The sequence below is a fragment of the uncultured Anaerococcus sp. genome (genome assembly GCF_963510915.1).
In the GTDB taxonomy this organism is placed as follows: domain Bacteria; phylum Bacillota; class Clostridia; order Tissierellales; family Peptoniphilaceae; genus Anaerococcus.
Map to the genome: position 1 here is coordinate 1 of NZ_CAUPHG010000002.1, position 23348 is coordinate 23348.

Annotated in this window: 21 protein-coding genes; 17 read left to right on the top strand and 4 right to left on the bottom strand. The window is 35.0% G+C overall.

Translation table 11 applies throughout. The annotated features are described in order from the left end of the window. The 6 genes from RQ893_RS00480 to RQ893_RS00505 form a co-directional block, all read left to right on the top strand. Positions 1-866 (top strand): extracellular solute-binding protein (locus RQ893_RS00480; RefSeq protein ID WP_311481095.1); only part of this gene is annotated, 866 nt, incomplete at its 5' end. 15 nt (positions 867-881) lie between these two features. Continuing rightward, positions 882-2489, top strand: coding sequence for a helix-turn-helix transcriptional regulator (locus RQ893_RS00485; RefSeq protein WP_311481096.1), 1608 nt, complete (start codon positions 882-884; stop codon positions 2487-2489). A 223-nt stretch (positions 2490-2712) separates the two neighbouring features. Then, a complete protein-coding gene (locus RQ893_RS00490) occupies positions 2713-3939 on the top strand; it encodes an SPFH domain-containing protein (RefSeq protein ID WP_311481097.1) in 1227 nt (408 codons plus the stop codon). Positions 3940-3949: 10 nt separating this feature from the next. Continuing rightward, entirely contained in the window at positions 3950-5395 is a 1446-nt protein-coding gene (locus tag RQ893_RS00495) for a TFIIB-type zinc ribbon-containing protein (protein ID WP_311481098.1), read from the top strand. A gap of 11 nt (positions 5396-5406) precedes the next feature. Continuing rightward, positions 5407-6954 (top strand): hypothetical protein, encoded by a 1548-nt coding sequence (locus RQ893_RS00500; RefSeq protein ID WP_311481099.1) that lies wholly within the window; start codon positions 5407-5409, stop codon positions 6952-6954. Positions 6955-6963: 9 nt separating this feature from the next. Continuing rightward, on the top strand, positions 6964-7548 hold the full coding sequence (locus RQ893_RS00505) for a hypothetical protein (protein ID WP_311481100.1): 585 nt from the start codon (positions 6964-6966) through the stop codon (positions 7546-7548). Between the two features lie 123 nt (positions 7549-7671). On the opposite strand, the gene RQ893_RS00510 is transcribed toward RQ893_RS00505, so the two are convergent. Genes RQ893_RS00510 through RQ893_RS00520 form a run of 3 tightly spaced genes read right to left on the bottom strand, consistent with a single transcriptional unit; the run spans position 7672 to position 10454 of the window. Continuing rightward, a complete protein-coding gene (locus RQ893_RS00510) occupies positions 7672-9408 on the bottom strand; it encodes a phosphoenolpyruvate carboxykinase (RefSeq protein ID WP_311481101.1) in 1737 nt (578 codons plus the stop codon). Positions 9409-9457: 49 nt separating this feature from the next. Beyond that, the gene (locus RQ893_RS00515) at positions 9458-9778 is read right to left on the bottom strand and encodes an AzlD domain-containing protein (protein WP_311481102.1); all 321 of its coding nucleotides are present in this window, start codon (positions 9776-9778) and stop codon (positions 9458-9460) included. After that, positions 9771-10454, bottom strand: a complete 684-nt coding sequence (locus RQ893_RS00520) for an AzlC family ABC transporter permease (RefSeq protein ID WP_311481103.1) — start codon at positions 10452-10454, stop codon at positions 9771-9773. The genes RQ893_RS00515 and RQ893_RS00520 overlap by 8 nt, the downstream gene beginning before the upstream one ends. Positions 10455-10658: 204 nt before the next feature. Here RQ893_RS00520 and RQ893_RS00525 point away from each other — a divergent pair, with 204 nt between their 5' ends. The 11 genes from RQ893_RS00525 to recQ all read left to right on the top strand — a co-directional run bounded on the left by RQ893_RS00525 (position 10659) and on the right by recQ (position 22057). After that, positions 10659-12029, top strand: a complete 1371-nt coding sequence (locus tag RQ893_RS00525) for an NAD(P)/FAD-dependent oxidoreductase (protein ID WP_311481104.1) — start codon at positions 10659-10661, stop codon at positions 12027-12029. Continuing rightward, positions 12029-12850: an alpha/beta fold hydrolase gene (locus tag RQ893_RS00530; RefSeq protein WP_311481105.1), complete on the top strand. Its 822-nt coding sequence runs from the start codon at positions 12029-12031 to the stop codon at positions 12848-12850. Before RQ893_RS00525 ends, RQ893_RS00530 begins: the two co-directional genes overlap by 1 nt. 69 nt (positions 12851-12919) lie before the next feature. Beyond that, positions 12920-14041, top strand: a complete 1122-nt coding sequence (locus tag RQ893_RS00535) for a class I SAM-dependent RNA methyltransferase (RefSeq protein ID WP_311481106.1) — start codon at positions 12920-12922, stop codon at positions 14039-14041. Continuing rightward, positions 14022-15467 carry a peptidoglycan binding domain-containing protein gene (locus RQ893_RS00540; RefSeq protein ID WP_311481107.1) on the top strand — a complete coding sequence of 482 codons (1446 nt, stop codon included), beginning with the start codon at positions 14022-14024 and terminating at the stop codon, positions 15465-15467. Before RQ893_RS00535 ends, RQ893_RS00540 begins: the two co-directional genes overlap by 20 nt. An 8-nt stretch (positions 15468-15475) precedes the next feature. Then, positions 15476-16300 carry an energy-coupling factor transporter ATPase gene (locus RQ893_RS00545; RefSeq protein WP_311481108.1) on the top strand — a complete coding sequence of 275 codons (825 nt, stop codon included), beginning with the start codon at positions 15476-15478 and terminating at the stop codon, positions 16298-16300. Beyond that, on the top strand, positions 16297-17154 hold the full coding sequence (locus RQ893_RS00550) for an energy-coupling factor transporter ATPase (protein ID WP_311481109.1): 858 nt from the start codon (positions 16297-16299) through the stop codon (positions 17152-17154). The genes RQ893_RS00545 and RQ893_RS00550 overlap by 4 nt, the downstream gene beginning before the upstream one ends. Next, positions 17147-17941 carry an energy-coupling factor transporter transmembrane component T gene (locus tag RQ893_RS00555; RefSeq protein WP_311481110.1) on the top strand — a complete coding sequence of 265 codons (795 nt, stop codon included), beginning with the start codon at positions 17147-17149 and terminating at the stop codon, positions 17939-17941. Before RQ893_RS00550 ends, RQ893_RS00555 begins: the two co-directional genes overlap by 8 nt. Further along, entirely contained in the window at positions 17938-18678 is a 741-nt protein-coding gene (gene truA, locus RQ893_RS00560) for a tRNA pseudouridine(38-40) synthase TruA (RefSeq protein WP_311481111.1), read from the top strand. The genes RQ893_RS00555 and truA overlap by 4 nt, the downstream gene beginning before the upstream one ends. Continuing rightward, positions 18675-19067, top strand: a complete 393-nt coding sequence (locus RQ893_RS00565) for a hypothetical protein (RefSeq protein WP_311481112.1) — start codon at positions 18675-18677, stop codon at positions 19065-19067. The genes truA and RQ893_RS00565 overlap by 4 nt, the downstream gene beginning before the upstream one ends. Further along, the gene (locus RQ893_RS00570) at positions 19057-20229 is read left to right on the top strand and encodes a DUF4097 family beta strand repeat-containing protein (RefSeq protein ID WP_311481113.1); all 1173 of its coding nucleotides are present in this window, start codon (positions 19057-19059) and stop codon (positions 20227-20229) included. The genes RQ893_RS00565 and RQ893_RS00570 overlap by 11 nt, the downstream gene beginning before the upstream one ends. A gap of 34 nt (positions 20230-20263) precedes the next feature. Continuing rightward, positions 20264-22057 carry a DNA helicase RecQ gene (recQ, locus tag RQ893_RS00575; protein ID WP_311481114.1) on the top strand — a complete coding sequence of 598 codons (1794 nt, stop codon included), beginning with the start codon at positions 20264-20266 and terminating at the stop codon, positions 22055-22057. Positions 22058-22122: 65 nt separating this feature from the next. Here the strand turns inward: recQ and asnA are convergent, their stop codons facing one another. Beyond that, positions 22123-23130 carry an aspartate--ammonia ligase gene (gene asnA, locus RQ893_RS00580; RefSeq protein WP_311481115.1) on the bottom strand — a complete coding sequence of 336 codons (1008 nt, stop codon included), beginning with the start codon at positions 23128-23130 and terminating at the stop codon, positions 22123-22125. Positions 23131-23348 lie beyond the last annotated feature (218 nt).

Here is a 23348-nt window from a genome sequence, read left to right on the forward strand (position 1 = left end):
AATCAACCCACATGCTTTATATAAATGGGTCTATGTTTGCTAGGTTTTCTAAAGATACAGGCCTTGATTATGAAGATTTATTAACTTGGGATGGATTTTTTGATGCGGCTGAGAAATTTTATGACTGGTCAGATGGCAAGGCTTTTTGTGCCATGGACTACATTTTAAGGGAAATTGAACTGGCCAATCTTTCAACAAATCCAAATGCCAAACTCCATAACGACCATGGTTGGTATGATAAAAATAACATGGAATTTAAAAAGGAATTTGATAAATTTATGACCTCCTTGGTAAAGGGCCATATCATTGTGTCAGATCTTTATGCCAATACCCAGATGATGACAGGAGAGGTCCCGGCAGGAATCAGTTCATCTGCTGCTGTTTTGTATTATAACGATATTGTAACCTATCCAGATAATACATCTGAGGATATGGACCTTAAGGTCTTGCCTTTGCCAGTAAATAAAAATGAAAATAAATTTGACACCCTAGCAGGGACAGGACTTTGTGCCTATAAGACAAGTGAGGATAAGTCTAAGGCTTGTGCTATATTTACTAAGTGGCTTACAGAAAGCGAAAGAAACCTAGATTTTGCTACACAAACTGGCTACATGCCAGTAAAATCTGATTATTATAAAAAAATCTCATCTATGAATTTTGAAAATAAGGACTATAAAGAACTTTATAATAGCCTTTCAAAGATGCAAGATGATTATAAATTTATAGGTGAATCTTATGATTATAATAAGGTGTTAAATTTTTATGATTGGCTTAGGGCTAATCAAAAATCCTTTGAAGAAAGATATAAAAGTGGCGAAGATGTTAATAGTCTGATAAAAGAATGCTGGGAAAAGCTGATAGGATAATTTTAGGAGCAGCCCTTGTTTGATATAAATAAGAAATATCAAAAAAATTCAATGTATAGAAAGCTTTTTATCTATATGATTATTTTTGCTGGGCTTTTGCTATTTTTCATAGTTTTGGCTTTGGTTTTATTTGACCAATACAAAAATGTCAGAAAAGATTATGTAAAGAGCCTTGATATCCAAGTATCTATGCTGGATAAGGAAATAAAGGGTTATTTTGATAAGTCAGCTATTTCTGCCATGCACTTATCCCAAGATACAAGTGACATCCTAGAAGAGATTTTGGATGAGGAAAAAATTTCTTTTGAAGATTTAAGAGATAATCAAAAACTCCTTAGTAAAATACAGGATAGGATATTCGAGAACCTGAAAAGCTCCATGTTTTACGCAGATACATCAGGAGCCTTTGTCTTGTTCAATACTACTGTTAATTCTAAAAATAAGGGGGCAAAAGATTCTAGGTCTGGTTTGTATTTAAAACTTGATTCTAGGAGCTTGAAGGAATCGTCTGTTACTGTATATAGGGGAGATGCAGAGGTGGCTAAAAAACACTCGGCAATGCCCCATAGGAAGTGGAAGTTAGAATATGATTTAGCAAATCTACCTGCCTACGTTCTCCTTGCTAAAAATGTAAATAAGTCTATTTATGATTCTTATAGGATGACCAAAGTATTTACCCTACCTGGAACAAGTGAAAAGGTCATGTTAATAAGCCTTCCTATTGTGAGTAGGGATGGCAAGCTTTATGGAGTCTGTGGCTTTGAAGTAGAAGAAATGTATTTTAAGGAAAAAATTGCCCAACCATCCAAGATGAAGAGGTTAAGTTCTGTATTTTTGCCAGTAGCAGATAGTAAAATAGATACCGAAAAGGCCCTTAGCAGCGGGACCCAGGAGGGATATTATTTTCTTCCAGATGATATTTTAGAAATTAAAGATCATGGTAGGGACTTAAAGGAGTTTGTAGGCTCAAAATCCAAATACATAGGTTTATTGAGAGAAGTTTCCCTAATAGAAAACGGGGATGAGTCCTTAATTATTTCTATGATTCCTCTTGATGAATATAATAGGGATATTTTTAAAAATATATCCAATATTGCAATTTCTGTTGTCTTATTTTTATTTTTTGCCATAGTCATTAGCTGGAATTTTACTAGAAGGTACATAAGCCCAATTACAGATGGACTTTCCCTAATAGAAAACCAGGAGAAAATCTTAGACGAAGACTACAGGCAAGATATTTTAGACTCTGGTTTTTACGAGATAAATAAGTTTTTGGAAAATGTTAGGGAGAAAATTAAAGATAGGTCTATCAAGGGGCTACCTCCTTATCTAGAATACAAGTTCGAGAAATTTATTGAAGCAACTTCAAGCCTAACTCCCGCTGAGTTAAATGTTTTAGTTCTTTTGATAAAGGGTTATGACGTAGGCCAACTCCCTGAAATACTCTACATTAGCAAGAGCACTGCCAAACACCACATTTTGAAAATTTATAAAAAACTTAATGTATCATCTAGGGGTGAATTACTTCTTTACCTTGACCTTATTAAGGGCTGTGGAATGGTTGATCAGATAATAGGAAATGTTAATGAAGAAAATGACCAGGTCAATGAAAAAATAGAATAAAAGAAAGTTATAAACCACTTCCTTATTTTAGTAATTATGCTAGCAATAGGGAGGTGCTTTTTTATAGTTTTTTTTATATAGACCAAAGGTCTATCTTTGTAAATTTAGCCAAAGATTGACCTCTGGTCTATTTATTTTATTAATTTAATGTGATTTAATAAAACTAAGAATAAGGGTAAAAAAATATTTTACTTAAATCCAAGATAAAAATTAGGAGGTAAATATGGGATTTATAAAAGCATTTACAGGAGCACTCGGAGGAAGTTTTGCAGACCAATGGCTAGATTTTTACAAACCTATGCCAGGAATTTCTGCTACAGCAGGAATTTTTCCAGCAGTAAGCCAAGGAACTAATCAAGGAAGAGGCTCAAACACCAGTTCAAGTGAAAATATTATTTCTAATGGGTCTAAGATAATCGTGCCAGAAGGCACAGCTCTCATTACCATCGAAAATGGGATGATTACTGGCATAGTTGCAGAAGCCGGTGGATTTATATATTCAAGTGACGAAACAAATTCTCAGTCAATTTTCGTAGGTGATGGAGTCATGGGTTCGCTAATTCAGTCAACTTGGGAAAAGATTAAGTTTGGCGGCCAACCAGGAGCTGAACAACTTGCTTTCTATGTCAACCTAAAAGAAATTCCAAACAATCGCTTTGGCACCCAAAGTGATATCTATTGGGATGATGCCTATTTTGGAACCCAAGTAGGGGCTGTAACCAGGGGAACTTACACAATAAAGATTGTTGATCCCCTATTATTTGTCAAAAATTTCCTTCCTCAAAAATACTTAATTGCGGATGCACCTATTTTTGACTTTGGTGATATGGATAATGAGATAGGTGAACAACTCTTTAACGAAGTTGTAGGCAGTCTATCCGCGGCTTTTTCTAATTATACAAATGACCCTTCAAGGGGAAATAGGATGAGCAAAATCCAGGGTGATCAAATTGGTTTTGCTAAGTCCCTAACCAAGGCTGTTGAGGATGCCTACCAATGGAAGACAGATAGGGGACTTGAAATTATAAAAACAGCAATCCTTGCTATCGAATATGACGAAGATACAAAAAAATTATTATCAGATGTCAAAAAAGCGGATGCTCTTTCTGGAAATCGTGGAAATTCATTCTTCCAACAATCAGTTGCTAGGGGTATGCAAGCTGCAGGAGAAAATGGCGGTGGTGCAGGAATGGCTTTTATGGGCATGGGAATGAATGCTGCAGGATCTATGGCAGGTGGACTTAACCAGCCAGAGGGAACAAATTCTTACCAACCTAATTTTGGAGTAGGACAAAATATTCCAAACCAAAATCAACAAAACCAACAAGCGTCAAATAACGCACAAGTCGATCCAACAGAAAAATTAATCCAAATGAAAAAACTTTTAGATGCAGGAGTTATTAGCCAGGAAGAATTTGATAAGGTTAAATCTGATCTTTTAGGACTCTAAGGAGGAGGCTATGGTAGGCGAAATAGATAATAATGAAAACATAAACATTATTAAAGATACAGACCAAGTAAAAGATGGCCAGGTTAAGTGTCCAAAGTGTGGTTCTACTGATATTTCTACAAATACCAAAACTGGCAAGCTTAGGTGCAATTTCTGCAGGCATGAATTTGACCCAGAACTTGCGGAAGAAGATGCTGATATTTCTAGTTTACAAGGAAATTATCTAGGGACAGGAGCGGCAGATATAGATTCAAATGCTGATGATATTATAACCTTAAAATGTGAAAGTTGTGGGGCTGAGGTAGTTATCGATACAGCAACTTCTACCCAAGCCAGGTGTCATTGGTGCAGAAATACCCTTTCAATAAATTCTAAAATTGCTAATGGAGCTGTACCTGACGTAATTTTGCCATTTTCTGTGACTAAGAATGAAGCAAAAGAAGAGATTGAAAACTTTGTTGGTCAAAGAAAGACCTTTGCTCATCCACAATTTATTAAGGAATTTAATGCCGAAAATATATGTGGGGTGTATTTTCCATATATGCTTGTTGATATAAACGGCCATATGAAACTTAGTGGCAAGGGAGAAATCTTAACCGATACTAGGACAGTAAAAGATGGTGATCATGAAAAAACCATTTATGATGCTGATCTTTACAGGGTAGGCAGGGACTTTGACATAAGCATTGATGATTTATCAATAGAATCAAGTTTGGATAAACTTGACTATTCTTCAAAGGAAAAGACAACAAATATCATAAATTCAATCATGCCTTTTGATACAGAAAATTGTGTAAAATACAATGCCAACTACCTAAAAGGCTATACATCCGAAAAGAGAGATACCAATGTATCTGACCTTAAAAAAATTACAGACGTGTGGGGCTCAGATGTGGCTAGATTTGCCATCAAAGATACCATCGAAGAATATGACAGAGGAGTTAACTGGGAAGAAGAAGAATTTATTGTAAAAGGAGATTCTTGGAAGGCTTCCTATTTGCCGGTTTGGCTTTACTCCTATATGGAAAATAAGGGCGATAAACACGTTTTACACTATGTTGCAGTAAATGCAAGGACTAAGGAAACCATGGGATCAGTGCCTATAAATTTCAAAAAACTTTTTATGGCATCAGTCCTTGTGGAAGTTATAAGCTTCTTAATAGCCCTTGTCCTATGGTTCGTTGCAGCTTTTGATATATTTGATGATACAAAGTTTCAAGATTCCAGAAACTTTTTCTGGTTACTCTTAGTTGCTGGCTTCATATATTATTTTAATGTCTACAGTAAATATAGGAACCAGGATGCAAGGCACTCCTATGAGGTTGAAAACAAACACGAAGTGACTAATCTTATAAGCCATGATGAATTTATAAGGCATGAATACGGCCTTAAAAACTCTTGTATTGATGGAGAAAATAGCTGTGAAATCAAGGGAGATAAGATCAAATTTAAGTAAGGAGGGGGTTTATGATAGGCAAAAGGCAAAAAGTTCTTCTTATTTTTCTAGCCTTGGCTTTAGTAGGCTGTGGTAAAGAAAAGCTTGACGAAGAACCTACAAAGATAAGCGAAGAAGAAGGGGAAGAAAAAGCAAAGGATTTGGCAGAAAAATCTGAAGATGAAAATGAAAATCCTAAAGAAAAAACCCTAGCCAAGGAAGAAAGCAATGAAGATTTAAAATTAGTAAAAGAAATAAATTTTAAAAGAAAACCAATAAAGGCTCAGGCCCTAGAAGGAGCAAAGGCAGGTAGTAAGTCAACCCTAGTAGAAGATAGGAAAGTCTTTAAGGATTTTGTAGATGAAAAACAAATGGAAAAGGCCAAGGGTCTCCGCTTTGGTATCCACCTACCAAAAATTTTGCTGGATTCAAAGGATGCGGACCAAGCCAATGAGGAAATAGAAAAGGACCTTGAAGAGTTAAAAACCATGTACAAGGATGCGGACGATTATTCTAAAGATAGCGATGAACCCTTTGTTCATGCAGAGTTTTCAACCTACCAAGACGAAGAAATCCTAAGTGTTTTCATCCATCTCTACAATAATATTGACTCAGGTTTTCAAGTATATAGGGCCTATAATTTTTCAATTAAAGATGGCAAGCGTCTTACAGATGATGAGCTCTTATCCTATTTTGCTATTAGTCCTGACCAGAAATTAGACTTAATGGAAAAAAGCCTAGCGGACTACTATAGGCACATAATTGACCATTATGACAGTTATTTATCAAATCCTTCCTACCAGTATGACATGGGAAATAAAGAAGGTTTTGCCATCAAAGACTTGTGGCAAGATAATTCTAATATATTTTATGTAAATGAAGTAGGTAGACTAATGTTTTTTAGCAAAATCTATTCAGATGCAGGCATAGGGGAAGCAATAGAAATCCAAACCCTAGCTAGACCTGATTATAAAAACAACCAATACTCAGATGACTTTGTAAGGATGGCTACAAGGCTTGGAATAGACCCAGATGATAAAAATGTAAGTGCCTTTATAATCTATATGGGCAGGGCCAATGCAGAAGATACTCTACCTAATGTAATGAGCAAACTATTTGCCTGGCAAGCTTGCTTTGCAGACTATAAAGACCCAAGACTGATCTTAGAAGGCCAGAGAGATCCTTATGATGATAATAGTGCATTTTTAACTGGTAATGACTTTTACCTAGTTGTACCAAAATGGGAGAATGCAGTAGTAAGTCTAAGGTCTGTTGATAAGGGTAATGATGGCAAGGTCACCGAAAAAGATAATGACTTTCTTGATAGTATTTGCCAAAGGTCAACCGTCCTTATTTGCCAGAGCCAAGAAAAAGACACTCCAAGTGTGAAAATCAAAATCGCCTACAGGGATAAGGAAATAGAAAGCCTTGTAAGTTTAGATAAAAATGGCCAAATAACTGGTCTTAACCCAGAGATAATAGATGCAAATAAGATTTTAGATTGGGATAAAACAGTCGTAGAATATTCATTCTCAGGACCACTCCACGCAAAGGTCCTATCAATAATGGGAAGGGGATAAGGAGATATTATGAAAATTAAAAAAGTATTTGTAGCAAGTATCGCTCTAGCATCTTTGGTTGCCTGTGGCGATAAAAAAGTTGATGAGAAAGCAAAAGAAGAAACAAAGCTAGAAGAAAAAGAAAGTCAAAATGAAGAAGAAAATTCTACTGAAGACGAAAGCTCAGATGCTAATATCGCCAAGGTTAAAGAAGGCGAGGAATGGGTCGTGGATGGCCAGTGGAAGCTTGTTGTAAACTCAGTAAAGGTCCTTGAAGGAAGAAATGAATTTATAGACAAGGACCCAGCAGAAGTCATATGTGTCGACTACTCCTATGAAAATATAGGATTTGACAATAAAATTCAAGATTTATATCTCTTCCCATCTTCTGTAATTGATGATAAGGGAGAGATGGCTGAAACATATTCGGCAGTTGAAGACTTAAAATACGCACAAGAAACACCAATAGGAGCAAAAACCGTGGGGGCCCAAGAAGCCTACGCCCTAAACAATGTGAGCGATACTGTAAAAATCAACTTTGAACAATATGTAGAAACAGAAACAGGCGAGCTAATAAATTACAAGGCCACTATAGAAGCTAAGGTTCAAAAATAAAGGCAAGGCAAAGAAGGAGGAAAGTAGAATACTCTTTAAAACCTTGATATAAAATTGACTAGGTTTTAACCTTAAATAAAAAAATCATCGCCTTATTCAAGTAAGGTGATGATTTTTTCCTATTTATAGGGCCTTGATTATTTCAAAAAGTTCCTTAGCTGATTTTAGAGGGCCGTCTGTTTCCATGCCAGCTACCCCAAGTTGGGTTCTGATGAGTCCCACTTTTTTATTGTTTTCATAAAGCTTACTAAAGTAGGTTTCTATTAGTTTGTCACAGGTTTCTTGTTTTTGGTAAGGGCCAAAAGGATTTGCAAAGTAGGATTCTACAAGACCTGTTTCTGTAGTTGTACCCTTGGCAAATCTAGCTCCTCTTTTAAAGACCTTGATAGCTTCTTCTTTATCATCAAGGATTGAAATTGAATTTTCGCCCTTCTTTAGCTTATCATAGTTATTTGCATAGAGGAAGAAGTCAACTTCGTAGCCTTCCATTATGGTAGCATAGTCAGCAACTGGCATTATCAACCTTGCATTTACCTTATCTGGGTTCATAAAGATTGACCTATCTATTTGCTTAAAGGCATAGCCAGCATCTAGGTCATCAAGTCTAACAAAGGCACCAATTTCTGTACCGTAGGCCATAACCTTATCATCTTTGAGTCTAAAAGTGCCCATGTCATCAAAGATTACTGTCATATCCTTGATGTAGTCCTTGGCAAGGGTTCTGAAAGCTTCGATTGATTCACTCTTTCCAGCTCCAGAGTCGCCTAGGATAACTACATTAGCAGTTTTTCCATTTTGTAAAACAACATTTACTCCAGCTCCGTGGATTGGGAGGTAGGATTTTTTCATGGATATGATATTAGAAAGGGTTAGGCACATTTTCTTTAAATATCCAAAGTAGTCCTTCTTGTCTGTGTAGTTTACATAACCGATTAGAAGGCCATTTTTATTTTCGTAAAATACATTTTGATCTTTAGAATTTTCACCACCGAATAGGTAAATCGCATCTGGCCTTTTGTTTTGAATTTCTTCTTCGTCTGCTAGGTCAAACAAGTTTGATGCAGAAATACCGTGGGTGATTAGATCTTGGTGGAAGTAGATATAAATTAGGTTGTCACCAACTTTTGCAGGATAACACAAAAACTCATCTGTATCTACATCTAAATTTTCTATTGGATTTTCATAAACTTCCTCAAAGAACCCGTCCCTCTTGTTGGACTTGGTGTAGGTTATGTAAGGAGTTTCAATCATTACCTTGGTTATAAAAGGTATTTCATTTAAAAACCTTAATTCTTCTGGATAATCAATTGCAAAATTTTTTACAATCATTGATGCATTTGCTCCTGCTGGTACTTGTCTAAATACCTTAGGTAATTTGCCTGTAACAGAAACTTCTGCTTTTCTATAGACATCTAGGATTAAATCCTTAAATCTGATGTTAGAGCTTAGGAAGTTTTCTACTTCTAGGCCTCTGTCATAGTCAGACTGCTCGATGATAGAATATCTTTCAAGTTTTCTCCAATAGTCGTAGATGTCTTCAACTATTCTTGTTAGGGCATCCCTTTCCTTATTCAAGTCGTGGTACTTGTTAATCTTATCAGAGATTTCATCAAGACTCATTACTGTTAGGATTTTGGTTATATCTCTTATTTCTCCAGCAAGTATTTCTATATCGCTAGCTCTGAAAAATTTTTCTAAGTAGGTATAGATTCTTGTCTGCCTTTCCTTGTGGTAGGCAACGAAAGAGCATATAACTTCAAAAAATCCTTCGCTTTTTAATAAGTCATCTGTGTCATTAAAAAAGGCCTTTGAAAAGTTAATCACGGCCTTATTGTTTGATATACTGATATCTTTTTTCATTTTAACCTCATTAATTAATTCTTTTCTGTACTAATACTTTACTATTATTTTAGACAAAAACTAATTGAATGAGCACCATATATATAAAAGTTCCAAAAGAAATTGAAAGAAATAATTTTTTAAACTTGGCGTGTAAGATTATTACAGAGGCGCTTGCTATTATTTCTGGAAGACCATAGGGGTAGGTCATTAGGTTAATATTTCTAAGGGCAAAAACTACGAGAAGGGGCATTAGGGCAAATGGTAGATATTTGCCATAATATTTAATTAGGTCTGGGAGTTCTTTTTTAGAAAAAAATAAAAATGGGGTTGACCTAATCAAAAAAGTTGTAAGGCTAGAAGCCAATATTAATAATAAAATCTTAGGCATTTTTCACCTCGATTCTTTCTCTAAGGCCATAAAGGCTAAGGGCTATTAATAGTAGGGCTGGGATCATAAAATTACCTGGCTTAAAAATTAAGAGGGTAAAGATAGAAAGGGCAAGACCTAGCTTTAGTGGTTTATGATTTGGAGTTGATAAATACTGCTCAACTAGGAGTACTAAGAATAAGGCTGTAAGGACAAAGTCCATACCCATTGTATTAAAGCTAATCATCGCACCAAGTAGGGCTCCAAGATAGGAAGCGAATGTCCAAACTAGGTAGTTAATAATACCAATAGCTAGGAAAAAATCTGACTTATCTACATCATCCGGCGCCTTGATTGAAGTATCAAGAGCAAAAGTTTCGTCTGAAAGCGTTAGGATAAATAGAAACTTACTCCTAGAAGTCTTATATTCTTTTAATAAGCTCACCCCATAAAACATCATCCTAAAATTTACCGATAGGGTAAGAATAATAATTGCAATAAAAGAAATATCGGATTTCAGTAGGGGCAAGATTACAAATTGCATGCTACCAGCATACATAGTCAGGGACATCAATGGAGCAAAAAGCGGATTGAAGCCAGCTTGGCTAACCATAATGCCATATGTTATTCCCAAAAACATATAACCAATTATAACGGGTATAGTATAAGGGAAAGCTTTTTTGAATGCTTTTTTCATAGGACTTCCTTTCTTTTGATAATATATGTAAATCTTTATCTATATTTTACTTAGCGCTTACAAGCGATTCAATAAATTACATATATTTTAACATATATTTTCAAAAAGTAAAGGATAGTTTGAAATTAGGCATTTAACTTGTATAATATAGCAGGTTAAATTAGAAAAACGTAGCTATTTTTTATTAATTGGATAGGAGAAATCATGAAAGACTATGATATTATTGCAGTAGGAGCTGGAGCTGCTGGAGCATTTCTTGCTTATGAGCTTACTAAATTAGAAACAAAGAAAAAGGTTCTTATAATTGACGGGGGTCGTAAGGTTGAAAACAGGACTTGCCCTATTACAGATGGCAAGGTTGACCATTGTATAGGATGTAAACCATGCAATATAATGTACGGTTTTGGTGGTGCTGGTACCCTATCTGATGGTAAATACAATATAACAACAAATTTTGGTGGCGACCTTCACCGTTATGTTGGTGAGAAAAAAGCCATGGAACTTATGGAATATGTTGATAGTGTATTAATGAGTTTTGATGGTGGTGACGACCTAGAGTTATATAGCACAGATAAAAATGACCTAAAAACTAAGTGCCTCCGCCATGACCTCCACTTGTTAGATGCTAAGGTTCGTCATTTTGGAACAGATAGAAACAAAATCATCCTTCACAGAATGTATGAGTATGTCAAGGATACAGTTGATTTTAAATTTTCTACTATGGTAGAAGATGTAGAATACGAAAATGAAAAATACATAGTAAAAACCAACAAAGGCGAAGAATTTACAGCAAGTGACCTAGTATTAGCCGCAGGCAGGTCTGGGTCTAAGTGGATAGGCGATGTCTGTGATAAATTTGGTATAGAGTCAAAGAGAAATAGGGTTGATATTGGTCTTAGGATAGAAGTGCCAGCCGAAGTCTTTAAACACATCACTGATGATGTTTATGAGGCTAAAATAATGTATCAAACTAAGCAATATAACGATATAGTGAGGACATTTTGCATGAACCCATACGGCCACGTTGTAACAGAAAATACCAACGGTATCCTTACTGTAAATGGCCACTCATTTACAGATCCAAAACTTCAATCACAAAATACCAATTTTGCACTTTTAGTTACAAATAGGTTTACCGAACCATTTAAAGATTCAAACGAATATGGTGAATCAATTGCAAGACTTTCTAATATGTTAGGTGGTGGAGTACTCATGCAAAGATTTGGGGACTTGGTTAAGGGTCGTCGTTCTTCAGATAGGAGAATGGAAAAATCCTTCACCAAACCAACTATGAATGCTACTCCAGGTGACTTATCTCTAGTAATGCCAAAAAGACAATTAGATGATATAATCGAGATGATTTATCAATTAGACAAGATTGCTCCAGGTATGGCAAATGATGATACACTTTTATATGGAATTGAAGTTAAGTTTTACAATTCAGAAATAGAGGTAAATGAAAATTTCGAATCGAAACAAAAGGGACTCTACTGCATAGGAGATGGTTCGGGAGCGACTCACTCCCTATCTCAGGCTTCTGCATGTGGTATTGAAGTGGCAAGGATTTTAGCTTAATGAAATACATATATTCTCAAATAATAAAGGAAGATGGAATAGTTTTGAGGGGTGTGGTAAACACCCCTGACGACTTTGATGAAAATAAAAAATATCCAGCAGTAATTATCTACCACGGTTTTGGTGGAGATAGGAATGGGAGTATAAATTTTAGACTTAACCACGCCAAATACCTCACAGAAAGAGGTTTTGTTGTCTTTAGGTTTGATTTTTCTGGTTCTGGAGAATCAGACGGGAGCTTTTATGACATGACTGTAAGTCGTGAACAAAAAGAGCTTGAGATGATTCATGACTTTGCAAAGATGAAATTTTATGTAGATAAGGATAGGCTATATTGGATAGGCCATTCCCTTGGGGGAGTATTAGCAAGCCTTATGGCCTATAAATTAAAGCCAAAGGCTATGGTTCTTTTAGCTCCAGCAAGTGATATGAACAATAAGGATTATCTAAAAGTTATGGCCAAGACTGTTTTTGAGGGTGAAGTAACAGGCAAGAGCAAACTAGAAAATAATATGCCTTACGAAAGTTTGATTTCAAAGGTTAAAGAAGCGGATATAGGTGGGGTTAAAATCCATATGAATTTCCTCATAGACTTTATAGTAAAAGATATATATGCTTCTGCGAGCAAATATGAAGGAAATGTTCAAATTATAAGAGGAACTGAGGATAGCCTAGTCTTTAGAGATTCAAACGAAAAACTTAGAGATGCTTATCAAAATGCAAGATATTTTGAGATTGATGGGGCAGATCATTCTTTTACCAATGAAGACCATAGGAATATTCTTTACGAAATGTCTTATAAATTTCTTAATGAAAATTAATTGCCACGAAAGTGGCTTTTCCTTTGTAAAAAAAGATGAAAAGAGTCAAAAATCAGTTATAATATCAGTATGGAAAAAATACTAATTACCACAAGCTTCGGTCTGGAAAGCCTAGTTAAGTTTCAACTTAGGGATATGGGCTACGAAGACTATCAAGTAAGTGATGGATTGATCAGCCTAGAAGGCGATTTATCTGACCTAGCAAAATTAAATATCAATTTAAGACATGCCGATAGGGTCTACCTAGAACTTGCTAGTTTTAAGGCTATGGATTTTGAAGAACTCTATGACAAGGTGAAAAAAATCTCTTGGCAGGATATCCTCAATGAAGATAGTAATTTTATAGTAAATGCAAGAAGCTATAAGTCAAAATTATTTTCCCTAAGGTCTATCCAGTCTATAAGTGAAAAGGCCATCATTGATAAGTTAAAAACTTATTATAAAAAGAACATTTTTGAGAAATCGGCTGAGAGGGTAAAGATAGAAGTGATGATAGAAAAAAACATCGCCAAGGTTTGTATAGATACATCTGGCGATGGCCTTCACAAAAGAGGCTACAGGGAAGGTACCGTCAAGGCACCCCTTAGAGAAAACCTAGCAGTAGCTTTAGTTGACCTTTCTTTTTACAATCCAGATAGGTTTTTATTTGATGGATTTTGTGGGTCGGGAACAATACTCATTGAAGCAGCTAGAAAAGCTCGAAATATTGCTCCAGGGATTGATAGGAACTTTGATTTTACCAAGTTTAACTTTATTAATCCAAAATTTTTCAAAGATGCAAAAAAAGAAGCCATGGAAAAAATTGATTACTCTAAAAAGTTAAATATCTTAGGCTCTGACATATCAGGAAAGGCCATAGAATTAGCCAAACAAAATGCTATAAATGCCGGAGTGGAAGAAGACATTTCTTTTATCACAAGAGATTTTGGGTCAGTGGCCTTAGCAGATGACTACGGGATTTTTATTTCAAACCCACCTTATGGAATGAGGTTATCTGACTTAGACCTTAAAGAAATTTATAAAAAAATCAACTATAAATTGGCAAAGCTCGACACCTGGTCACTTTATTTTATAACAGCGGATGAGAAATTTGATAGGGCTTTTAAGAGAAAAATATCCAAGAAGAGAAAATTATACAATGGTGGTCAAAAGGTAGATTTCTACCAATATTTTGGCAAGAAACCAGATTAAGGAGGACGTTATAACAGAAGAAAATAATAAACAGAAATCAAGGGTCATAACCCTTATATTTCTCGTAATAATTGCGCTTTATCTAATAGTTACTGTAGTATTTAGCTTTATAGCCCTACCGAATACAAAGTTAAATGGTAGAGATATTTCTTTCACCTCAAAAGATGAGGCCCTCAGAAAACCTTCTGAACCATTTGCAATTACCATTATTGGCAGGGACGATAGAAAGGCAAGCCTTGACCTTAGGGAAGTTGATTATAGTGCTAGTATACCAGAATCAGCATCCATTGATCAAAATCCATTCAAATGGCCTCTTGCTTTTTTTAATATTGCTAGCGATGACTTTAAATTTGATTACAATATCAAATATGACGAAAAGAAACTTGATGAAAATCTCAAGAGTCAAGCCATTTTAACCAATGTAAAAGATCCTGAAAATGCAAAACTAAAGTACGAAAATGGGGCATTTAAAATTATTCCAGAAGTAATGGGAAATAGGATTGACTATAAAAAATTATCAAAAAAAATTAAGGATGCTATATACAGCCACGAGGAAGAAATAGTCCTTAAAGATGATGATTATATCAATCCAACAGTTAAAGATAATTCAAAAGAACTAGCAGCTCTTTTAAAGGATGGCAAGACTATTGAAGATATGAAAATAGGTTTTAACTTTAATGGTTTTGATATAAATCTTAAAGGAGAAGAACTTATTGATATGTTTGATACTGATAAGGGAAGCTTTGAATTAAATCATGATAAGCTAACAGCTTATGTAGAAAAAATTGCGGAAAAAACAGACACTTATGGAAAAGACAGGACCTTTAATGCAACAGGCATTGGTAAGATCACTGTCAATCCAGGAGTTTATGGTTTCATTCTAGATGTGCCAGCAACAGTTGATGAGGTTTATAAATTAGTAAAGACAAGAAAATCTGGAAATGTTGAGCCGGTTTATGAAAGAACTGGTTTTAGAAGAGAAGCTGACGGAACAGATTTAGGAAATACCTATGTAGAAGTTGACCTTTCTCGTCAATATATGTGGTTTTACTTGGATGGGGAAGTTGTCCTAGAAACTTCTATTGTTTCAGGACTACCAAATACAACTGTATGGGCAACCAACGTAGGTGTAGGTTCTATTCAATCAAAGGAAACCAACCAAACTCTTAGAGGCGAAAGTTTTGATGGATCAAACTATGAAACCCCAGTTAAATATTGGATGCCAATAGGTTGGGATGGAGAAGGCTTCCACGATGCCCCATGGAGATGGTCTTTTGGTGGAGGAATTTATTTCTCAGACGGCAGCCACGGTTGTATAAATATGCCACCAGCTATGGCAGCAAAACTTTTTGAACTTGCCCCACATGGCACACCAGTAGTAGTTTATGAATCAAGCACAAATTATAGCCCAAAAATGAGTTATTAGGATAAAAAATGATTAAAATAAAAAATGTAACTTACACTTATCCCGGTATAGACGAGGGTAGCAAGGGCAAGACTGCCCTTGATGATGTATCAATAGACATAAACAAGGGAGAATTTGTGGCGATTTTAGGTCACAATGGTTCTGGAAAATCCACCCTTGGTAAACTTTTAAATGCCCAAATAAAACCGACTAAGGGAGAAATCCTTGTTGATGACATTTCTTCTTCTAGCGAAGGTAGCGAATGGGATATTAGAAAAAAATGTTCTATGGTTTTTCAAAATCCAGATAACCAGATGGTTGCAACTACAGTCGAAGAAGAGGTGGCATTTGGTCCAGAAAATTTAAGGGTAGCTCACCCTGAATTAAGACAGAGGGTTGATAAGGCGATTGAGCAAGTGGGCATGTCTGCCTTTAAGCACAGAAATCCATCAAACCTATCTGGTGGTCAAAAACAAAGAGTGTCAATAGCAGGAGTAATTGCCATGCTATCAGATTATATTATCTTTGACGAGCCAACAGCCATGCTTGACCCTCAAGGGAGAAAAGATGTTATTGAGCTAATCAAAAGCCTAAACAAGGACTATGGCAAAACTATAATCTATATTACCCACTACATGGAAGAAGCTGTTCTTGCTGATAAGATTGTAGTCTTAGATAGGGGCAAGAAAGCTCTTGAAGGAGATAGTAGGGAAGTTTTTTCCCAAGTCAAAAAGATGAAAGAGCTTGGGCTTACAGTGCCTCAAGTTACGGAAGTAGCTTATGGACTTAGCCAAAAGGGAATAAAATTTGACAGGCTTCCTTTGACTGTCGAGGAGTTTTTAGAAAGCTTATGAAAATAGAAATAAAAAATGTTGACTATATCTACAACCAGGGTCTTCCCAATGAGGTTTATGCCCTAAAGGATATAAACTTAGAAATAAATAGCAGGGAAATAATTGGTCTTATCGGTCAAACAGGTTCTGGGAAATCAACCCTTGTCCAGCTCTTAAATGGTCTTTTAATCCCAACAAACGGTGATGTAATAATTGATGGAATAAATTCTAAGGAAAAGAGCAAGAGAAAGGCAGCCAGATTTAAGGTTGGCCTAGTTTTCCAATATCCTGAAAACCAATTATTTGAAGAAACCATAGCCAAGGACATTGCCTTTGGTCCTAAAAATATGGGACTAAAGGAAGAAGAAATCCACGAAAGAGTTAAATCTGCTATGGCAAAAGTTGGTCTTGATTACGAAACTTACAAGGATGTATCACCCTTTGAGATTTCTGGCGGTCAACAAAGAAGAGTTGCAGTAGCAGGAATTTTGTCTATGAATCCAAAGGTATTGGTTCTTGACGAATTAACAGCAGGTCTTGACCCAATAGGTCGTGAGGAAATTTTTAAAGAATTAATGAAAATCTACGAAGCAGATGATGAATTAACGATAGTTCTTGTTAGTCATTCTATGGAAGATGTAGCAGAATATGTAGACAGGGTCATCGTTATGAATGGCGGCAAGGTTTATTCAGATAAGTCTACCTTTGATACTTTCACATCTGTAGACCTTGATTCCATAGGCCTAGATGTGCCACAGATTACAAAATTCATGAGAGCCTACAAGAAAAAAAATCCAGCTATAAACGAAAAAATCTATACAGTTGACGCTGCGATTGAAGAATTATACAAGCACCTAGGAGGCAAAAATGACTAATATAACCATAGGTCAGTACCTTCCTTTTGATAGTTTTATTCATAAGTTAGATCCTAGAGTTAAAATTATCGGGGTATTCTTATATATAATTACAATATTCTTTGTAAAGGACTTTCTTACCTATATTCCCTTTGTGGTGTTTTTGATGGCAGTTTTGACCATATCTAAGATTCCACCTAAGGCAATATTTAGATCCCTAAAACCTCTGATTTTTATAATTGTTCTAACAGGTGTAATTAACCTAGTTACAACACCAGGCAAGGAAATTTTTTCTATATGGAAGTTTTCAGTCACAGAAGAAGGTCTTTATAGGACTGCCTTTACTATTCTAAGGCTAGTTTTGATCATCCTTTCAACATCTGTCCTAACCTATACCACAAGCCCAATGGAATTAACCTACGGCCTAGAAAAACTTTTCTCACCTTTGAAGAAATTTGGTTTTCCTGCTGGGGAACTAGCTATGATGATTTCAATTTCATTGAGATTTATCCCAACTCTTTTTGATGAGGCAAATAAGATTAAGATGGCTCAGATGGCGAGGGGAGCAGATTTTGAATCAGGCAATATAGTAGACAGGGCTGTTTCCATGATTCCTCTTTTAGTGCCACTTTTTATAAACGCTTTAAAAAGATCGGGAGACTTAGCAACAGCTATGGAGGCTAGACTCTACATGATAGGCGAAGAAAGAACTAAGCTAAACGAGATTTACATGGCGAGGACAGATTGGATTTGCCTAATAGGTTTTACAATCTTTTGCTTTATTGTAATTGTTTTATATTTCATATGATTAAAAATGTATTAATTAAATTATGTTTTGATGGGAGAGATTTCAAGGGCTATCAGTACCAGCTGGACCAAAGAACGGTTGAAGAAGAGCTTAAAAAAGCTATTCACGAGGTTACAGGCGAAGATAATAGGATTATAGCCTGCGGGAGGACAGATGCGGGTGTCCATGCCAGAAGTTTTTATGTAAATTTCCTTACAGCTTCTAATGTTTCCCCAAATGGTTTTGCCTACCATATCCAGCCACACTTGCCAGATGATATCTTGGCTCTTTGTTCAAGAGAAGTTGGACTTGATTTTCATGCCAGGTTTTCCTGCAAGTCTAAAACTTATAAGTACATAATCAACCAGGAAAAAAATCCCCATCCTATTTATAGGTCATATATGGAAAATATAACTTATAAGTTAGATTATGATAGGCTTAAAGAGGGGCTTGAAATTTTAAAGGGAAACCACGATTTTAGGCTCTTCATGAAGGAAGATAAGGAAGTTAATATTAATACCAATCGCTGTATTGATGATTGTTATTTTAAAAGAAAAGAAGATAGGCTAGAAATTTTCTTTAAGGCAGAGTCCTTCCTCCATAACCAAGTGAGGATTATGACTGGAAGCCTAATCGAACTAGCAAGAAGAAAGACTAATCTAGAAGATTTTAGGGCCTATTTCGACCCAGAGTCAAAAGTGAGGGCAAATCCTGCCTTGAGTCCGGTTGGCCTATACTTATGGGAGGTGGAATATTGATTGTAATAGATATAATAAAAGAGTTAAAAGCTCTTATAATTTTAATATTTTGTATTTTTTCAGTATTCTTTGTAAAAGATTCTTACATGCTAATTCTCCTAGGAGTAATTTCTGCCTTTCTTCTTGGACTTAGTTTTTATATTAGGGTTAATGGGCTCATAATAAGCAAAAATATTTTTCGCTTAATAATTGCAATTGTGAATGTATTTACTTTACTTTTTGTGATACAATATTTAATACAAGGAGAAATAACTTCCGAATTCCTAAAAAGAATTTTTGCGATTTTTATAAAAACAGATCAGATTCTTTTTTATGGAGGATGGCTATTTTCTTTAACATCAGGACTTATAATTTTAGAAAAATTAGGTGGTGGCAAGAGTGGACGATAAGAAGATAAAAATTGACGAAGAGTTAATTGAAGATAAAATCGAGAAACAAGATAAGAAATCTTTTGAAAATGAAAAATATAATTTATTAAAAACCCTAGTAGGCGCCAACAAAAAGCTTATAGTTTTTGGTGTAATTGGACTGGTTTTAATATTTCTTGTTATTTTTAAGATAAGCTCAAAGAAAAATGCTTCAATCCAAAATTCAGCTACAACTAGCCAGATTGACGAAAACTCCTACAACCAGTCACGCATAATGAGGGTTGATTTAAACAAGATTAAGTCAATTGACTTTGACCTAGGCTCATCTGATGTTAGAATCCAAAGGTCAAATACTAATCCTTATATAGAATATACCGAGCTTTTCAGAGGGGAAGATCACTCCTATAAGCTTGACGTTAGCTTCGAAGGAGGTGTCCTCAAACTAAAGAGCAAGGTTTTAGGTAAGGAACTTTACATGAAAGATAAAATTCCGATAGTAAGGATCTTCCTCCCATCAGAAGGTGGCATTGAAGAAATCAAAGGAACTATCACCGCAGGCGATGTTAAGATAGATGACCTAGAGGTTAAAAATTTTGATTTAAGGATTAAAAGCGGAAATATTACCCTTAATAATGGATATTTCCAAGGTTCTATCAAAAATGAATCAGGATCAATAATCCTAGATAAAAGTGAATTATCAAATACAAAATTAACTACAACAACAGGTGATATTATTATCAAAGAATCAAAGCTGGGTAATAGGCTAGATTTTACTACATCTACAGGTGATATCCTAATAAATTCTAAGGATACCCTTGATAATTATAATGTAAATGCTTACCTAGAAGTGGGTAACTTTGTGCTTGGAAATATTTCTTATAGGAATATCACTGATGGTTATCTTTCTAATAACAAGGCAAAAAATAACATAAAGCTAAGGACTAAAATAGGAGATATTATCTTTAACAAAGGTGAGGGTGCAAAGGTTGAAAATGAAGAATACATCACCAATGATAGCCAGGTTAAAGAAAGCGAAGACAATGATATAGAGCAAAATGTTGATAGGATAGAAAAAGAAAATACGAAAGATAAAGAAAAAGAATTAGAAGAAGATCAGCCAGATTTTGAAGAAAATTCTAATAAAGATTTGGATAATGATTCTAAAGAGGAAAAAAATAATTAGGTCTTAGGACTTAATTATTTTTTTTAGGAAATATATGACAGATAAAATAAGAGAACACTTAAAAAAATATTTTGGCTATGATTCTTTTAGGGAGGGTCAGATGGAAATCATAGGCAAAATCCTTGAGGGAAGAGATGTCCTGGGAGTTTTGCCAACAGGTGGTGGCAAGTCTATTTGCTACCAGCTGCCGGCTCTTATGAAAGATGGTCTGACACTTGTTATCTCTCCATTAATAAGCCTTATGAAAGACCAAGTTGATGCCCTAAGAGAAGATGGGATCAAGGCTTGTTTTCTTAACTCAAGCCTTGACTATAAATCTTATATAGAAACCTTAAATGATGTTAAGATGGGGAAAATAAAACTCCTTTATATCTCGCCAGAAAGACTAGATAATGATTTTTTTAAGGAATTTTTAAGAAAAATAGAACTAAGTTTTGTAGCTGTTGATGAGGCCCATTGCATTTCCCAATGGGGTCATGACTTTAGACCCTCATATAAATTGATAGCTAATCTTTATAAAATCCTTGGAAATGACTTGCAAATAGCAGCCTTCACAGCCACAGCTACAAGGGAAGTCAGAGAGGATATTATAAGTAATTTATCACTTAAAAATCCTTATATAAAGGTGACTGGTTTTGATAGACCAAACCTAAAATTTATAGTAAGAAAACCAAAAGACAAATTAATATACTTAAAAGACTACCTAGAGAATGAAAAGGGAAAGTCTGGGATAATTTACGCAGCTACTAGAAACAGGGTAGATAAATTACACAGGTACTTGCAAGCTGCGGGATTTAGTGTGAGCAAATACCACGCTGGATTGAGCGAGTCTGAAAGAAAAAAATCTCAAGAGGACTTTATTTTTGATAAAAAAGACATAGTTGTAGCTACAAATGCCTTTGGCATGGGAATTGACAAGTCAAATGTAAGTTTTGTAATCCATTACAATATGCCAAAAGATATGGAATCCTACTATCAAGAGGCTGGAAGGGCTGGCCGTGATGGCGAAGAAGCTACTTGTATCCTCCTTTACTCTGCCCAGGATATAATAATAAATAAGCACCTAATAAACCAAAGTCAAAACCTGGCCTACAGGAAAATCCAACTTGATAAGCTACAAACCATAATAAATTATGTAAATACAACTAGGTGCCTAAGAGCTTTTATCCTTGAATATTTTGGGCAATACTATGAAGGAAATTGTGATTTTTGTTCAAATTGCCTTGATAATATAATAAAAGAAGATAAGACTGTTGATGCACAAAAAATCTTATCCTGTATCTATAGGCTAGAGCAAAGGTATGGGATAAGTACAGTTGTAGATTGCCTAAAGGGATCAAAAAATAAAAATTCTAAGGAAAAGTGCCTTGATACAGTATCCACCTACGGAATTATGAAAGATAAAAGTGCAGAAGAGATAAAAGACTTGATTGGGGTTTTACTTGCTGATGGTTATATCAAGGTAGCTGGTCTTGATTATCCCATCCTTACCCTAACTGAAAAATCCAAGGATATTTTATTTTCCAAGGTCAAGTTTTATGCGAGAAAAACAGAAATTAAAAAATCTGTTAAAAATAAAGCTAGTAACTTAATTGAGGAGAGGGATCAAGCTTTATTTGAAAGGCTCAAAAAAGTGAGGCTTGACATATCAAAATTAAGAAAAATCCCACCTTTTATTATATTTTCTGACCAATCCTTAAAAGACATGGCTATAATCAAGCCAAAAAATGAAGAAGAATTTTTAAATGTAAAAGGCGTTGGTGAGAAAAAACTCATCCAATATGGGGATATTTTTATAGCAGAAATTAAGGAATTTCTGAGAGATTGATTTAGTAATCAAAATAACAATAAAATAAGTAAAGAAAAAGCGAGGAATTTCCTCGCTTTTTGTTTTTATAATAATTGAATACCCTTGTTGGCAAGGACTTTTCTTTGGTCATCTGGCCAATATGATACTTGGACTTCTCCGATGTGGGCCTTTTGTAAAAAGAACATACAAAGTCTTGATTGACCTATACCACCACCAATAGTTTGTGGGAGCTTATCGTCTAAAAGCATCCTGTGGTAGTCGTATTTTAATCTGTCAAGGTTGCCAGATTGTTTTAATTGCTCGTTTAGCCTATGGCTATTTACCCTAATACCCATTGATGAAAGCTCTAGGGCATCATCAAGGACTGGATTGTAGACAATTATATCACCATTTAAAAGCCAGTCATCATAGTCTGGAGCTCTGCCATCGTGTTTTTCACCATTTGACAAGAGAGAGCCTATTTGTAATAAGAATATTGAACCAAATTCTTTTACTGCAAGTCTTTCTCTTTCTTTGGCATCCTTATCAGGATACATATCAAGGAGTTCTTGACTTGTAATAAATCTAATTTGATCTTTTAGAAGTTTGGACCTTGTAGGAATAAGGCCACAAAGATATTCGTCAAGGCTTTTCATTGTCCTGTAGATAGTTTCTACAGTTTGTTTAAGGTAGGTTTCGTTTCTATCGGCCTTATCTATTATTTTTTCCCAATCCCATTGGTCTACATAAAATGAATGAGTATTGTCAGGCTCTTCGCTAGCTCTGATGGCATTCATATCTGTATATAAACCTTCATTGACTTTGAATTTATATTCCATAAGGGCATATCTCTTCCACTTGGCAAGGGAGTGGACAATTTCCATTTCTTCATTATCAGCCTCTGGAAGATTGAAAGAAACTGGTTTTTCTACACCATTTAAGTTGTCGTTAAGACCTGATTTTTTTGATACAAAAAGAGGAGCGGACACCCTTTTCAAATTTAGGTTGTTAGCTAGGTTGATTTGAAAATAATCTTTTATTTCTTTTATTAAAACTTGAGTCCTATATAGGTCAACATTTGACTTATAATCTTCTGGTATTACTAATTTCATTATTATCCACCTTATATTTTTCGCATTTACTTTTTTATTTTACTTCTTTTATGGAAAAATAAAAACTTATAAAGTTTAAAATTATATCATAAAATTACAAATTTTTTGCCTTTCATTTAACTTGACTTAAAAATTTTTGAATGTATAACTTATTTGAAATGGTGAAGATATATATAATTTATTTTCAATTATTAAAGCCATTTCGAGTAAAGAACTAG